The 15705-nt window shown below is 37.6% G+C and carries 16 protein-coding genes and 3 pseudogenes; 7 read left to right on the top strand and 12 right to left on the bottom strand.

The window, feature by feature from the left end:
• The first annotated feature begins 14 nt into the window (after positions 1-14).
• On the top strand, positions 15-2054 hold the full coding sequence (gene brxL, locus F894_RS00140; protein WP_005245150.1) for a protease Lon-related BREX system protein BrxL: 2040 nt from the start codon (positions 15-17) through the stop codon (positions 2052-2054).
• Positions 2055-2178: 124 nt separating this feature from the next.
• Here the strand turns inward: brxL and F894_RS00135 are convergent.
• A pseudogene (locus F894_RS00135) lies at positions 2179-2415 on the bottom strand (hypothetical protein); the annotation flags it as partial.
• A gap of 163 nt (positions 2416-2578) precedes the next feature.
• A complete protein-coding gene (locus F894_RS00130; RefSeq protein WP_005245148.1) occupies positions 2579-3328 on the bottom strand; it encodes a hypothetical protein in 750 nt (249 codons plus the stop codon).
• Between the two features lie 63 nt (positions 3329-3391).
• Between F894_RS00130 and F894_RS00125 the strand changes: the two genes are divergently transcribed.
• Positions 3392-4486 (top strand): ComEC/Rec2 family competence protein, encoded by a 1095-nt coding sequence (locus F894_RS00125; RefSeq protein ID WP_005245147.1) that lies wholly within the window; start codon positions 3392-3394, stop codon positions 4484-4486.
• Positions 4487-4550: 64 nt separating this feature from the next.
• On the opposite strand, the gene F894_RS00120 is transcribed toward F894_RS00125, so the two are convergent.
• The 3 genes from F894_RS00120 to F894_RS00110 all read right to left on the bottom strand — a co-directional run bounded on the left by F894_RS00120 (position 4551) and on the right by F894_RS00110 (position 5916).
• Positions 4551-4865: a BrnA antitoxin family protein gene (locus F894_RS00120; protein WP_005098515.1), complete on the bottom strand. Its 315-nt coding sequence runs from the start codon at positions 4863-4865 to the stop codon at positions 4551-4553.
• The gene (locus tag F894_RS00115; RefSeq protein WP_004884492.1) at positions 4852-5139 is read right to left on the bottom strand and encodes a BrnT family toxin; all 288 of its coding nucleotides are present in this window, start codon (positions 5137-5139) and stop codon (positions 4852-4854) included. Before F894_RS00115 ends, F894_RS00120 begins: the two co-directional genes overlap by 14 nt.
• 249 nt (positions 5140-5388) lie before the next feature.
• Positions 5389-5916 carry a plasmid pRiA4b ORF-3 family protein gene (locus tag F894_RS00110; protein ID WP_000537573.1) on the bottom strand — a complete coding sequence of 176 codons (528 nt, stop codon included), beginning with the start codon at positions 5914-5916 and terminating at the stop codon, positions 5389-5391.
• Positions 5917-6137: 221 nt separating this feature from the next.
• Here F894_RS00110 and F894_RS00105 point away from each other — a divergent pair, with 221 nt between their 5' ends.
• Positions 6138-6743, top strand: a complete 606-nt coding sequence (locus F894_RS00105) for a recombinase family protein (protein WP_005245146.1) — start codon at positions 6138-6140, stop codon at positions 6741-6743.
• Between the two features lie 458 nt (positions 6744-7201).
• Here the strand turns inward: F894_RS00105 and F894_RS00100 are convergent, their stop codons facing one another.
• From F894_RS00100 to F894_RS00090, 3 genes and pseudogenes are all read right to left on the bottom strand, one after another.
• Complete coding sequence (locus F894_RS00100) at positions 7202-8527, bottom strand: ISNCY family transposase (RefSeq protein WP_081401185.1); 1326 nt, start codon at positions 8525-8527, stop codon at positions 7202-7204.
• Positions 8528-8859: 332 nt separating this feature from the next.
• Positions 8860-9564: an IS6-like element IS1008 family transposase gene (locus F894_RS00095; RefSeq protein ID WP_001067790.1), complete on the bottom strand. Its 705-nt coding sequence runs from the start codon at positions 9562-9564 to the stop codon at positions 8860-8862.
• A 64-nt stretch (positions 9565-9628) separates the two neighbouring features.
• Positions 9629-10378 (bottom strand): annotated as a pseudogene (locus F894_RS00090) (cation transporter); the annotation flags it as partial.
• An 89-nt stretch (positions 10379-10467) separates the two neighbouring features.
• Here F894_RS00090 and cadR point away from each other — a divergent pair.
• Entirely contained in the window at positions 10468-10860 is a 393-nt protein-coding gene (gene cadR, locus F894_RS00085) for a Cd(II)/Pb(II)-responsive transcriptional regulator (protein WP_000550240.1), read from the top strand.
• A 93-nt stretch (positions 10861-10953) separates the two neighbouring features.
• Positions 10954-11115 (top strand): annotated as a pseudogene (locus F894_RS00080) (IS6 family transposase); the annotation flags it as partial.
• Positions 11116-11156: 41 nt separating this feature from the next.
• On the opposite strand, the gene F894_RS00075 reads toward F894_RS00080, so the two are convergent.
• Positions 11157-11459 (bottom strand): helix-turn-helix domain-containing protein, encoded by a 303-nt coding sequence (locus F894_RS00075; protein WP_001140620.1) that lies wholly within the window; start codon positions 11457-11459, stop codon positions 11157-11159.
• A complete protein-coding gene (locus F894_RS00070) occupies positions 11452-11808 on the bottom strand; it encodes a type II toxin-antitoxin system RelE/ParE family toxin (RefSeq protein ID WP_004668307.1) in 357 nt (118 codons plus the stop codon). Before F894_RS00070 ends, F894_RS00075 begins: the two co-directional genes overlap by 8 nt.
• Before the next feature lie 667 nt (positions 11809-12475).
• Between F894_RS00070 and F894_RS00065 the strand changes: the two genes are divergently transcribed.
• On the top strand, positions 12476-13471 hold the full coding sequence (locus tag F894_RS00065; protein WP_005245141.1) for a GTPase family protein: 996 nt from the start codon (positions 12476-12478) through the stop codon (positions 13469-13471).
• A gap of 7 nt (positions 13472-13478) precedes the next feature.
• Positions 13479-14189 (top strand): GTPase family protein, encoded by a 711-nt coding sequence (locus tag F894_RS00060; RefSeq protein WP_005155891.1) that lies wholly within the window; start codon positions 13479-13481, stop codon positions 14187-14189.
• A gap of 152 nt (positions 14190-14341) precedes the next feature.
• On the opposite strand, the gene F894_RS00055 is transcribed toward F894_RS00060, so the two are convergent.
• Positions 14342-14578 (bottom strand): hypothetical protein, encoded by a 237-nt coding sequence (locus F894_RS00055; protein ID WP_005021575.1) that lies wholly within the window; start codon positions 14576-14578, stop codon positions 14342-14344.
• A 39-nt stretch (positions 14579-14617) separates the two neighbouring features.
• A complete protein-coding gene (locus tag F894_RS00050) occupies positions 14618-15550 on the bottom strand; it encodes an IS5 family transposase (protein ID WP_005021578.1) in 933 nt (310 codons plus the stop codon).
• Positions 15551-15705 lie beyond the last annotated feature (155 nt).

Genomic DNA, 15705 nt, shown 5'->3' with positions numbered 1-15705 from the left:
AGAGCGTAGCCTACATGGAATCTGCTAACGATAAAGAACTGGATCAGCTGCTGAATGAACACTTTGCTGGGCGGGTGGTACGTAAGGATCTGACTAAACTGATCAAAGAAGGGGCCAATGTCCCGGTCTATGTACTCGAATACCTGCTAGGGATGTACTGTGCCTCGGATGATCCAGAGATCATAGAGCAGGGACTACGTAACGTAAAGACCGTGCTGGCAGAGAACTATGTACGACCTGATGAAGCTGAGAAGGTGAAATCCCTGGTTCGTGAGCGTGGCAGTTATAAGGTCATTGATCGGGTGACCGTAAAGCTGAATGAGCGTAAGGACAAATACGAAGCATCATTTAGTAATCTGGGCATCAAAGATGCCGAAATCTCGGCAGGCATCGTCAAAGAGTATGAAAAATTACTTGTTGGTGGTATCTGGGTCATTGCTACGCTCAGTTATTATTTTGAAGAAGGACAGACTAGTTCTCCATTTGGGGTGAGCTTACTCAAGCCGATTCAAATGCCGAATATGAATATGGATGAACTCTTCAGTGGCAGAGCAGCATTAAGCACCGATCAGTGGCGCGAGAGTTTAATCCGTTCGATCGGCATGGAACCGGCTTCGTTAAAAGAGGACGTGCAATGGCACCTATTAGCGCGTATGGTTCCGTTCGTTGAAAATAACTATAACGTTTGTGAACTGGGACCACGCGGTACCGGGAAAAGCCATATTTACAAAGAGTGTTCACCGAATAGTATTTTAGTCTCCGGTGGACAAACGACTGTCGCCAACCTGTTCTATAACATGAGTAGCCGCCGTATTGGTCTGGTGGGCTTATGGGATGTGGTAGCTTTTGATGAAGTCGCTGGTATTTCCTTTAAGGACAAAGATGGCGTACAGATCATGAAAGACTACATGGCCTCAGGATCTTTTGCCCGTGGTCGTGAACAGATGGAAGCCTCTGCTTCGATGGTTTTTGTGGGTAATATTAACCAAAGTGTTGAATCCTTGGTGAAGACTAGCCACTTATTGGCTCCTTTTCCTGAAGCAATGATCGATTCAGCATTCTTTGATCGCTTTCATGCCTATATCCCGGGTTGGGAAATTCCAAAAATGCGTCCGGAATTCTTTACTAACCGTTATGGTCTAATCGTTGATTATCTGGCTGAATTCTTCCGGGAAATGCGTAAGCGTAGTTTTGCGGATGCCATTGAGAAGTACTTCAAACTCGGAAATAACCTGAATCAGCGCGATGTGATTGCCGTTCGCAAGACGGTTTCTGGATTGATGAAGCTGCTTTACCCACACGGTCAGTTTAATAAAGAAGATGTACGCCAATGTCTGGAATATGCGCTGCAGGTACGCCGTCGGGTCAAAGAGCAGCTGAAAAAAATTGGTGGCATGGAATTCTATGATGTGCATTTCAGCTATATCGATAATGATACCTTAGAAGAACATTTTGTTTCAGTCAAAGAGCAGGGTGGAGTTGGACTTATTCCCGAAGGTCCAGCCAAGCCAGGTTTCTTATATACCATTGGCCTTAGTAATAAGGGCATGCCAGGCTTATACCGCTTAGAACTTCAAGTCACTAAAGGTTCAGGAAAGTTGGCGACATCTGGCTTATGGAATTCAAGTAGTGCCAAAGAACAGGTCAAGATTGCTTTTGATTACTTCAAGGCCAATGCATCCCGGATCTCGGGGGGCAGTAAGGTGCTGGAACATGATTTCCATTTACATGTGGTGGAATTACAGAATACCGGCCCGCTCAGCCATCTTGCTCTGCCAAGTTTAGTGGCTTTTGCTTCTGGCCTGTTAGGACGATCGGTACAAAGTCAGATGGTGGTACTGGGTGATATGAGCTTGGGTGGTTCAGTGACACCGGTGGAAAGTATTGCCGAATGTCTGCAAGTTGCTTTTGATGCGGGTGCCAAGAAGGTTGCTTTACCAATGAGTAGTGCGGCAGATATCCCAACGATTCCTGTGGAACTGTTTACCAAGTTCCAGACCAGCTTTTATGCAGATCCGGTGGATGCGGTGTTTAAAGGGTTAGGGGTGGATTAATTTCATATCTGTCTGGAAGAGTTACAGTAGATTGTTTTAAATTCAGTTTCTCAAGTTTAAATACCATGTTGTAAAAGCATAATACTGCCTCTTTTTAAGAGCTAGTATTTTAGGGGGGATTACCCTTCATTTTTTCTTGATCAGATATCTGTTGTACTTTGACAGGATTTTGTTGATCTAAATATTTTTGATACCAAACACGCAATGTTTCAGGAGTACAACCGATTTTAGGATCAATAGCTGTGATTGCTGCCCAAGTAGAAGGATAATCTTTTTCAGATTCAATTAGTAATTGAACCGCTCTTTCTCTGATTTCAGGGGTCAATTTTACTTTGCCATTTGTAAGGTAAAAGGGGTCAATTTTAGAATGCCGTTGACAATGTATCGCCTTTTGAGTTTGAAGCAATGTACAATGATAAGATTAACCCGTTAGGTCAGGTGGCCTAACTTAAATAAAAAGTCTCCGACAAACCCGGTACGGTTCACTTTTAAAAAGGATCTATTGTTTATTATTTTGGCTAGGATCAGACTTTATAGGTTAGGTCTATCAACGTCTTTGCATAGTTAATTGCTGCTCTACGTAAGTTATTTTTATTAATAATTAAACTCCAATACAAAGGCATTAAAAGACTAACTACTAAAGTTAGCCATAAAGCCATTTTAACTTTTTTTATAAAAATACCGAGTTGATGAAAATCTTTTAAAGAACTTTCATAATTGAGGAAAAATAAAGCAACTAAAATTATGAATGAGATTAAGCATATCAATAGCGCTATCCATTTTAATCCCAAACTATTTCTCATGAATCCATAGGTAATATTTTCATTAAGTAATATTTTTTCATCTCTAGTTTTTCCTCTTAACCAAGTCATAGTTTCACTGTACACATTGTCAGCCATATTTGGATCAGCAATTTCTTCTTGAGGAGAAGGCATAGTGAAAGGTGACTTTTGTGTAAGTAGCTCATGAATCTTATCTTTTTTTACTTTATTTAAAGAATTATCACTATGTCTCATAAGTTCGGTTGAGGGTAAAACTTTCCAATCAACTAATGAGTTTTTTTCTACTTTTTTGCCCATATATCTTGCAACATTTGATAGTAGAAATACCATCAAAAATCCGATAAGAACACCAACGATGACATTGGATATTAAAAATTTATTCCAGTCAAAATAAGATGCTATAAGAGCTAATAATGGTAATCCAGCAATACAGGCTGGCAAGAATCGTGCTTTTAATGTGTATTCATCAAAATAGCCAAATAAGTCTTTCATTTTTAATTGAAATTCAAAAAAGTATCCTCATCTATTCTAACAGAATGATTTGAGTACTTAATAATGATTACAAGTTATGAGATAGAATTTTTACCTGTTGGGAATGGTGAAAAGAGTGGTGATTGTATTCTCTTCCATTATTTTGAAGACGGAATAGAAAAAATTATTGCTTATGATGGTGGAACCAGAAAATCTGGTGAAGCTATGGTTGCACATATTAAAAAATATTATGGGACACAGAAAATTGATTATTTAATCAATTCACATCCTGATGGTGACCATGTTTCTGGGTTAATTTATGTCTTAGAAAATATGGACGTTGGGGAAGTTTGGATTCATCAGCCTTGGAAATATAGTGATGAGATTTTAGATCTATTCCATGATGGACGTATGACAGCGAATAGTCTTAGTGAACGTATGAAAGAGAAACTAAGAATGGCTCATTGCGTATATGAACTGGCTGAAGAAAAATCTATTCCTATATATGAACCTTATGCTGGTGCTCAGATAGGACCATTTACGGTTTTGTCTCCTGATAAAGAATGGTACATAAACACATTAGTACCAGACTTTTCAAAAACGCCAACTAAAGCAAAATTAGTAATTGAGAAATTTGTTGATAGTCTGGAAAGCTTCGCTGAAACCGTTAAAAACATACTACGTGAAGCATGGAATGAAGAGAATTTACCTAATAATGTTGAAACATCAGCAGAAAATGATAGTAGTGTAATTTTATATGCGGATATCTTAAATAAAGGAATTCTACTTACTGGTGACAGTGGTGTGAAGGCATTAACTAAAGCTGCTGAATATGCTGAAAATCATGGCTTGCAAATTCAGGAATACATTAAATTTGTGCAAGTTCCACATCATGGTAGCCGCCGAAATGTTTCCACAGAATCATTAGATCGTTTAATTGGTAGTGCTTCAGGTTCTGAACCTAGTATTTTTCAAAAAACGGCCCTTGTTTCAGCTTCTCCTGGTTCTAAAAAACATCCGAGAGATAGAGTTGTAAATGCTTTTATGCGTAGAGGTTTTAAAGTTATAGCTACTAAAGGAAGTATAAAACGACACTATCATGGAATGCCTGAACGAACTGGTTGGACCTCAGCAAGCCCATTAGAGTTTTCTTATGAAGTAGATGATACGGATAATTAAGTTTTTTGAAACTAACATGATACACTTTATACAAGGTTAAAAATGGGAGCTTAAGCTCCCATTTTTACTGATGATTTTTTAATTCTTTTAGCATGGCATCCCGCAAAATTTCATTCATTCGTGTTTGATAGCCTTTGCCTTGAGCTTTAAACCATGCAAGTACATCAGCATCTAAACGAATGGAAGTCTGTTGCTTCACTGGGCGATAGAATTGATTATGGCGTACAGCATTGCTCCAGTCGGTAATTTCAGGCATATCTGAGAGATCTAGCTGATCGTCAGGAACCGTTCCCTTAGCAAGCAAGCGTTGAATTTCAGCATCTTGCTTGTCGCTGAATTTTTCATTCAGTTCTTTGCGTGAGTATCTAACCATGCTCATATCTATCTCGCTCCGCCTTAGTGACTTGTCTTGCACTAATGATTCGTATGATTTCACAGTCATCTTCATCAAAGATGGTGTGAGCTACTAACAGCATTAGTACGCCTTTTACTTTTCCAATGGTTTGCCAACGTTCTTCACCATCGGTATGTCTGTCCTGGATTGAGATCCTTAATGGATCATCAAAAACAAGGCTTGCTGTTTCGAAAGAGACATCGTGCTTTTTCTGATTCTTTCGATTCTTTGCCTCATCCCATTCGAAATACTGTTCCATAAAAAACATTCAAATTTGTATATACAATAATGTATCACAAAATTGTATCACTCAAGTTGAAAAGCGTAATTTTTAGTCAAATTTATTGGCAAGAACTATCAAAATCGATCATAAAAAAGCCGACTTGTTTCAAAGTCGGCTTTTTATTCATTTTAGGATTTTCTATTTTTACTAAGTGGTTGATATCTATATTAATAACAAGTGTTGTGTTGTGTTACTTCGCATAACAGCTATTATGTTAAATCAGGTTTAAAACTTAATATCATGTGAATTAAAGTAGGTCGGATCAAACTCTATCTCTCCTATTTCATCCTCGATAATTTGCATGTAATCGTCATATCTTGGATGTTTAGGGTCTTGTAATGCATCTAAAATATCAAGATATCCAAAAATTCCTCCAATATCTTCAAATGGAGCATGATTTTGACCATCTATACAACATGGATATTTTTTATTTAAATCAGGAGATTGTCTGCTTTCTACAGTAATCAAATGTTCCCAACAATCGCCAAAATCATATGTATATATAATTTTTTTACCTACACGTAGAACTTCTTTCAATTTTTGTCTTTTATTGATCTTTTCATGCTTAATAGTCGTGAATTCATGTAAATGGCTATCTTCCCAATCAAAAGCAGATTGAATTGCCTTATGGAGCGTAGATAAAGTAGCTGCCGATGAAATTTGAATAGTTCTCCAGATTTCAGGATCACTGCCTAGAAGACTAATTTTTAATTGAAAAACTTCATCAGAAGATTTGAGCTTTACAGTTCCCATAACAGCCTAGTTCTCAAAAAATAGTTTTAGTAAATCTAAAATTAACATAATACACGTTATATGAACTTACCAAGCATGCCCTTCTGTCATGATTTTTCTATCAAAAGAGTAAAGAGTATAGCTGAATGATAGCGAGCCAAATCGCATACAATATCTATTATTAGACTTAATGTAATAATTAAATGATAGTGTTATCATTAATCTAATAGAATTAAGATTAAATGATAGAAATGAATACACGTATTTATCTACGAGCTTCAACTAAAGATGCAGAAAGGGCTTTGCAGATTCTTCAGGATCTAAACCAAAACTTGAATTTTGGAGAAACTATTGTGTACGTGGAAAACTATAGTGGTACGAAGTTAGACCGACCTGAATTGAATAAGCTACTGTCAGAAGCAAATCAAGGTGACACCTTGTTGGTTGAAAGTATTGACCGATTATCACGCCTAACCCAACAGGATTTTCAAGAGCTGAAGCGCAGGATTCAGGAGAAGGGACTTCGATTAATTGTGGCAGATCTTCCTACTACCTACCAAATGATTCAAACCAGTGACAGCATTACTCATTCAATCTTGGAACTCATCAACAATATGTTGATTGATCTCCTGGCAACAATGGCCCGCCTGGACAATGAGAAACGTATAGAACGTATTAAGCAGGGCTTAGCGCGTTCGGGTTACAAGCCAACAGGTAAGAAAGCCAATGAGGCTAAGCACAAACGAATAAAAGAATTGCTAGCAGCTGGCAATATGACTAAGGAAGAAATTGCCAAAGCAGTGAATTGTGGAGTTGCAACTGTTTATCGAGTTGCTAAGGCCATTTAAAAAATGGCTTGTATCAGTGCTACCCTTATGTCATATCTATTTGTAGTGGGAAAAGGCATTCTTAAAGATTAGAAGAAGGTATTAATAATGAGAAAGCATTTGATTTTCCTGGTTTTTATTTTAGCTCTAGTTGTTAAGATCAATAATGATCATAAAAAAGGGCAAGTATTAAATTAAAAGACCGGCCTATTTTCAAGCCGGTCTTTTATATCGTCGAGCATCATGACTTTATCATAGATATATGAATATTAAGATAAATAAAAAGCCCTATAGTCTCTCCCGTTACTATAAGGCTTATAAATCTCTGCAACTTTTTTCTTAACTACCTACTTTTCCGATGTAGGTTGTGAATATATTCTACCTATTGGTAAAATACAAAGCTATAAGACAAAAGATTAATATGCTAGGATGTTATTCCCAAGTAGAAATGTCCTACCTAATAACCAAATAGAAATGTCCTATATGGACAATTCCAAGTCAAGCACAGGATTTAGATTTCGTTCTTTGATTGCTATTTTCTGTGCACGTCTGCTTGGCATCTTTTGAGAACGATTGCGTTTGTTTTGTTGTTCCAGTTCTTCATGCTGTTGTTGGATATGATTCAGAACAGCACCCAACCGTTTATTCTCAACAATCTCTCGCTGATTCAGCTGACTTAATTTATCGAAGAGGCTGTAATTGATCTTTCGGCCATCATGCATGAGGGCTACAGTACCATCCGGGTATTCCAGGAACTCAAGATACTTACCGATCAACCTTTGATTTTCTTCGGTGTTTTCCAGGAGATATACGCATTTATCATAAGTAATCGTCAGGCTATTCGTGACTCTGCGGGGTTCACGCCAAGTAAAAATATCATCTAATTCTTCGGCTGTTTCAGTGATAGGCCGATGTAGATCCTTAGGATTAAAAGCCATCTTGGCGAACTTCTGATTGAACTGCTCAATAAAGCAGGGTAGCCAGGCATTTGCCTCGGCAATTGAACAGATACCTTCTAGGCGCATTTCCTTGATCAGACGGTCCTGAAGGGTTCTGTTGGCACGTTCCACACGGCCTTTGGCCTGTGGTGAATTGGCGAAGATGATATCGATATTCAGGGTACTGAGTACGCGTCCAAACTGGGTAATCTTGGTGTCTTTCTTGCTGCTTTGATTCACCCTGAAGACTGAATGTTTGTCGCTGTAAAATGCCAACGGCTTACCATGCTGCTCAACATACAAGCGTGTTGAAATCATATAATCAAAGGCTGATTCTGATTCACAGAAGCGTAAATGCTGCAATTTTCCTGTAGCATCATCGATAAACACCAGCAGACAGCATTTAGCAGCGCGTCCTTCAAACCAGTCATGATATGAGCCATCAATTTGGATCAGTTCACCAAAGCAATCCCGGTTGTAACGAGGCTGATACGGGCGTTTCAGGCGCTTGGATCGAGGAATCCATAAGTCAGCTGCAATCATCCAGGAACGCAGGGTTTCTACTGAAAGATCGAATCCATGTACGGTGGTGAGCTTTTCATGCGCTAAAGTGGGTCCGAAACCATGGAGTTGGTCAGAAACAATATTGAGGCACTTGAGTCTGAGTTCTTCAGGAAGTTTGGAATTGCTGATTTGGCCACGACCGGCATGGGCTAATGCAGCGGGACCTTGAGCTTTGTATTTCTGCAGTAAGCGTCTGATCTGACGTTCTGAAATATGAAGTAGCTGAGCAGCCTGGGATTGAGTTATGCGTTGATCGCAGATTTCCTGCAAGACCGACAATCGTTTAAGTTCTTTATCCGACATAGACACCAACATATCAAACCGTCCGCTAACGAAATTGCAAAAGTGCATATTCTAAAAGCGGACATTTTTACTTTGGAGAAACCGGACATTTCTATTTTGGAGTTACAATAGGAATTTCGCATAACCACCATTATGTTAAATCGTTGAATCAGCATCTTGTAAAAGAAGTAGTAAAGGATTCTATTTGTCCATTTTCTGAAACGTATTCATCAATTGAATACAATTTATTATCAATCAGAACATAGTGAACTTTCTCTTGTTCCCTATAAAGACTTCCTGGGGCACTGTTGCAAATAGAGATTTGAGTCGATGAAGTTCCTTTTTAAAAGTGCTTAGAGACCGAAAACCCTGTTGATTAGACACACTTCACCTTGAGGCTGACCATAATAAAATGACGATGCTTGTCCTTTACGTAGTGCACGCATGACTTCAATACCTTTAATTGTGGCATAAGCCGTCTTCATAGATTTGAATCCTAATGTGGCCCTGATGATCCGCTTTAACTTACCATGATCACATTCAATGACATTATTTTTATACTTAATCTGCCTGTGCTCAATATCTACTGGACATTTTCCTTCTCGCTTTAACCGTGATAAAGCATGGCCATAGGTCGCTGCTTTATCTGTATTGATGACCCGTGGAATTTGCCATTTTTTCACCGTATTGAAGATCTTTCCTAAAAAACAATAGGCTGATTTACTGTTCCGTCTAGCGGAAAGGTAAAAGTCAATCGTATGACCACGTTGATCAACTGCACGATACAGGTAAGTCCATCGCCCCTTCACTTTGATATAAGTCTCATCCATATGCCATGAATGTAAATCTGTAGGATTACGCCAATACCAGCGTAAGCGTTTTTCCATTTCTGGAGCATAACGCTGAACCCAACGATAAATTGTGGTGTGGTCAACATTCACACCTCGTTCAGCGAGCATTTCTTGAAGTTCACGATAGCTGATGCCATATTTACAATACCAACGAACAGCCCAAAGAATGATTTCACCTTGAAAGTGCCGACCATGGAAGGGATTCATCTGCTGTATCTCGAAATAAATAAGATATTTAGCTTATCATGTCAGCCTATTTGCAACAGTGCCCTTTAGCTTGTCTCACAGGATCAGGTTCATTAGGTATATCGCCTGAAGAAAGCTGTGTTTCATCAAGTTTCGCCCCAAAACCCAGTCCTTCGAGTTTAGCCGTAATTTGCTGAATCCCTTCATTATGGAAGACTTTCAGTTTTCGATTGGGAAGATCAAAAGTAAGACCTTTAACTGCTTCAATATCTGCAAGAGCCATACGGACCATTTGCTCTTCAGCAGAGCAATCCATTTTAGGAATGGTGTAGGTACTTGTTTGCTTAGCCTGTTGATTGCTTATATAAGTTTCAGTCTTCACAAGCTTTGCACCAAAACCCAAAGCTTCAAGTTTGGTGGTTATATTTTCATCTTTTTGATTATGTAGAACCTTTAAAGAACGGTTAGGTAAATCAAAGATGAGTTTTTGAACACCATCAATTGAAGATAGCGCCATACGAACCATCTGTTCTTCCGCAGAACAATCCATTTTGGGAACTAAGTATTCACTCATGTAGTGCGAATCTTTTAAAACGTCTTCAGTGCTTAAATTTTCTTTGGGATCAGAACCATAACAGGATTGAGCGGTATCTTCACAACTGTTTGAAGTGTTACAGCAAGGAGATGAAGATTTTTTTTCTTCCTCTTCACCACAACAGCTAAGCGTATTATCACAATTCTTTGAATTGTTTGCTTCTGCAATTGATGGATGATTTTCTTGTTGAGATTTCTTATCTTCGCATGGTGTTTCTTTACTACATCCACAACCACTCATAATTATACCCATTAAAAAAATTATAAACTTTGAATATTAGAATCCCTATAGTTACTATAGAGTCAAGAATCTTTGGAAATACTAACTCAATGCATTTAAAAATTGGTGAACTCTCTAAAAAAACCTCATGTTCAGTATTAACAATTAGGTTTTATGAAAAGGAAGGTTTAATTCCGGAACCGGAAAGAACGGAAGGAAATTACCGCCTTTACGATGTAGGCTATGTTGAGCGAATTAAATTTATTTTGAATTGCCGAACTTTAAATATGAGTTTGAATGAAATTCGTCAATTACTTACCTATAAAGACAAACCTGAGAAAAATTGTTCAGATGTGAATGAATTAATTGACTTACATGTCAGTGCTATCAGAGAAAATATAATCAAGCAACAAAAGCTTATTGAACAACTATCTGATTTAAGAGGTACTTGTGATGGTTTATGTACAATTGACCAATGTGGAGTTTTAAAAAATCTAGCTTGATTATCTAGACCTATGCTTTTTTCAAAAAATCGGCACTGTTGCAAATAACCACGAATGGTAAGCTGAAGACTGTTTTAGCCAAAGGTGCAGCATATGAATCCTTTCCATGGTCGGCATTTTCAGGGCGAAATCATTCTTTGGGCTGTGCGCTGGTATTGTAAATATGGCATTAGCTATCGTGAACTGCAGGAAATGCTGGCCGAACGGGGTGTGAATGTTGATCACACGAATATTTACCGTTGGGTTCAACGTTATACGAATCTAAAAATGGGAGCCTATAGCTCCCATTTTTATTGTTAAACGTTGAATCCTATATGTTTTCCTGTTGGAAGCTCTACATCAATACGGAGCTTCCCACCCATTGCCTCAACATACTTTTTCATGGTTGAAATCTTAAGATCATTGCCACGATTTTCTATTGCTGAAAGCGATGGCTGTTTTATTCCCAAAGTTTCAGCAAGCTCTTTTTGAGAAATTTCGAGTTCTTCACGAATAAGATGAAGCTGATTTTCTAGCAGTAATTCATCAGCCATTTTTTGAATACGGGCTTGGCTCTCTGGAGAGCGGCTAGCTAACAATTCTTGCAGAGTCTTAGCCATTAGATTTATCTCCTAGGGTAGTGAGATGAAGTTGGTATTGTTCATCTGCAATATCCAGCATGTCTTTATAAAAACGCTTTTTACCGCCTTTATCAGCAATACATAGAACAATAGCCTGTCGTAAGGGATCAAATGCGAAGAAAGCTCTTAAGGGTCTACCGCGATGTTGAACACGCAGTTCTTTCATATTGGTAAATTTAGACTCATACACAGTATCTACTAAAGGACGGCCTAAACTCGGTCCCTGCTGCTGTAGAACAACCAGGGCAGCTAGGACCTTCTCTTGTGTAGGTTCATCTTGCTGTTCAAGCCACTGATTAAATAGATCTGTCGTAATGACTGTCCACATACCACAACCAAAATATAGATTATAGTCTATATTTTAGGGGCATTATGTTTGTTTTGCAAATGAGAAAGGATAGGCAATAAAAAACCCCGGTATCCTGCCGGGGTTTTTTATTGTGCGATCTTTGGTAGGTGCTGCTCTACCTCACAATCCTAGTGTTAGAACTTATCATTGTTGTTTTTTGCTCCGGAACATCCTGTTCCTGTATGAATCTATCGTAGGGATATTCTAGCTATCCTGATAGCCGCAAAGAACTGGAATTTGAGTAAGCTAAAGCGTACAAAGTGCCTGAAATTTATCCACAAGAAATGGGGATAATTTTGAACATTCACGCATTGATAAAATTTAAAAAATCGCAAAATCGACTACTTTTTAAACAAAATTATTGGCAAGAACTATCAAAACCGCCTAAAAAAAAGCCGACTTGTTTCAAAATCGACTTTTTGCTGATTTTTTGAGTAATGCCAATTTTTTAAGTCATTGATATTTATATTAATATACAAGTGTACTTCGTATAACCGCCATTATGTTAAATGGGGAATTCTAAGTAAGTTTAATTTTTATATTAAACGACATATTAAGACGTCATGATCTTTATTTATTTTAACTCTCAACATAATATACAAAAATTACTTTTTAAAAATCAAAGATAACCATAAGGGGAAATAGGATGAGTAGCTTAAACGTATTTGATGAGTTTATAAGAAAAATAAATTCTGACAGTTCTTTACGAGAACAGGATAAAGCAACAGTTCTAAGAAATTTATCAACGTTAAAAGATACTAAAGTTAATATTTTGATTACAGGAGCTACAGGTGCAGGTAAGTCTTCAACAATCAATGCCTTATTTAATTTTGATAAAGCTAAAGTAGGAACAGGAGTTGATCCTGAGACTATGGATATTAAAAAATTTGAGCTTGATAATATTATTTTATTTGATTCTCCTGGGTTAGGTGATGGTAAAGAAGCTGATAGAAAACATGCTAAAAATATTATCAACAAATTAGTAGAAAAGGATAATAATGGTGATCTTCTAATCGATTTAGTTTTGGTTATTCTTGATGGTAGTAGCCGAGATTTAGGTACATCTTTCGAGCTAATTAATAATGTAATAATTCCTAATCTTGGTGATGATAAATCACGATTATTAATTGCTATTAATCAAGCAGATATGGCAATGAAAGGAAAGTATTGGAATTCAGAGGAAAATTTACCTGAACCTAAATTACAAGAATTTTTAGATGAAAAAGTTATATCAACACAGAGAAGAATTAAAGAGGCCACAGGCATTGATGTAGAGCCAATTTATTACTCAGCAGGTTACAAAGATGGTGATGATGAACAACAACCTTATAATTTATCAAAACTTTTAACTTTTATCCTAAGACATACTAAAAAAGAAAAAAGAGCTGTCTTTATGCAAGACATCAATAAAAAAGATGAGATGTGGGAAAAGGACGATAAATTAGAAGATTATCAAAAAGAAATTAAAAAAAGCTTTATGGAGTCTCTAGTCGAATCTGCATCTAAAGGGGCAGCGCAAGGGGCAAACATTGGTGGAGCAATAGGATCATTATTCGGAAAAACCGGTGAAGCTCTAGGACGTACTGTGGGCGGTGTGGTTGGTGGCATTGTTGGTGGTATTTCCTCATTCTTTGGTTGGTAATTTGTATATGCAAAATTATCGAATCAATGATATTAGAAATACTTTAAGAGAGAGATCCTTACTATATCCTTTGGATGTTGCATTAATTGGTGCTACAGGAGTAGGGAAAAGTTCAACAATTAATGGATTATTTGGGTCCGAAGTTGCAAAAGTAGGATCAGGTGTCGATCCTGAAACTATGCACGTAACGCAATATGCTGTGAATGATGTTTTTAGACTACATGATACAGCTGGGCTAGGCGATGGTTTAGCCGCTGACAAAATCCATGCTAAAAATTTAACTCAACTCTTATTACAAACGTGTAAATCAGAGGATATTCATCAAAAAGAGTATGGATTTATTGATTTAGCATTAGTTATTTTAGATGGGTCACATCGTGATTTAGGCACAACTTATAAAATTTTAGAGCAAGTGGTTTTAGAGTGTATTGAGCCTGATAGAGTCATAATCGCTATTAACCAAGCAGATATGGCGATGAAAAGACGAGGATGGAATTCTTATATTAATCAACCAGAAGCCGAACTTTTGCAGTTTTTAGAAGAAAAAAGTGTATCTGTTCAGCAGCGGATTAAAGAAGCTACAGGAATCTCTGTAAAAAAACCAACATATTATAGTGCTTACTATGGTTATAACTTGGATAAGATGCTAGATCATATAATCTCAAGTATTCCAAGAGAAAGGAGAATTATGGATAGCTCAAGAAGCTATAGCTTTTAAAGATTTTCTAAAATTAACATAATACACCTTATACGAAATTATTTTAATTTTTCATTTAAAATCAATCATATAATTACACAACAAAAAGCCCGATCACACTAGATTGGGCTTTTTACGTGAACAGTCATGTTCCATGCCTGTATGGATAGTCACTACATTTCCAGGCGTTCAAGTTTCTTAATGATTTCAGCTTTCGCTTTATCCAATAACTCTGGATTCGTTTTAGATGATAGTAATTCTTTAGGCTTATTCCCGAGAAAATACGCTATTCGCTCCGCATTGGCTCCCGAAGGATGGGGTAAACCACTTAAAACCTGATTACTATTGAGGATACCGTCCTGAATCAGCATTTCAAATACCTGACATACTTTCGGCCGGCTTTGTTGCATAAAGGTTTGAAAGGCTGATTTCCCTTAAGCTACTCAAATTTAAGAGACAACTTGGGTATGAGGGCGACCTAATTCTGTGAATTTATTCAAAACTGCCATGCGTGCATGGATCTCATTCACCTGACTTGGAAAACTCCGCGCTGTTAATTTATCGCCTAATAATTTGATGCAATGCATCTTGGTTTCAACCAAACTTCGACGGTGATAACCAGACCACTTTTTCCAAAGCGATCTGCCTAGCCGTTTGACTGTCTTTAATAATTCATTCCGCTCTATAGACCTCGCTTGCTGATCCTTCCAAGGCTTTGCATTCTTTCTAGGTGGAATGATCGCATGTGCATCTCGATCTAAAATGACTTGTCGGCAGTGCTTTGTGTCATAAGCACCATCTGTATAAACAGAATCAATTGGTTCATCCAAGGGAATTTGAGCAAGTAAATCTTCGAGTACTTGAGAATCACTGACATTATTTATGGTGAGTTGTACAGCACGTATTTGCAGGGTTTTAGCATCCATAGCAATGTGAAGCTTACGCCATTGGCGACGATATTCAGCCCCATGTTTCTTGCGTTTCCATTCACCTTCACCAAGAAACTTCAAACCAGTAGAGTCTACGAGTAGATGCAGTCCATCACTACTTTTTTGATAGCTAATCGCAATATCAATATGCTTTTGTCTACGACAAAGGGTGGAATAATCCGGAGCTGTCCAATCTAATCCGGAGAGTTTAATCAGACTTTGAACAAAACCTGTGACCATACGTAAAGAGAGTCGGAATAGTAATTTGATCATTGAGCAGCATTGAATCGCTGTATCGGAGTAGGTTTGATTTCGACCTTGCTTGCCTTGTGATTGTGCATACCACTGAGTCTTTGGATCAAACCAAATGGAAATATTACCTCGGTTAATTAAGGCTCGGTTATAGGATGACCAATTGGTTGTACGGTAGATTTTAGAGGCAGGCTTATTCATTTTGAAATTATATTGCTGAATAAGCTTTTGATGCTAGGTTTGTGCAACACAGCCCTTCTCAATTAAGACCTAGTCATAAGTTCATAACTTATGTAACTTTATAATTTCATCTTCCTGGCTAATTAATCCAGATCAGTTCTTCGTACTAGTGGAAC

It is taken from the genome of Acinetobacter sp. CIP 51.11 (assembly GCF_000369665.1).
GTDB classification, from domain to species: Bacteria; Pseudomonadota; Gammaproteobacteria; order Pseudomonadales; family Moraxellaceae; genus Acinetobacter; species Acinetobacter lwoffii_S.
Note: the sequence above shows the minus strand (reverse complement) of the source record. Positions and strands in the feature narration are given on the sequence as shown.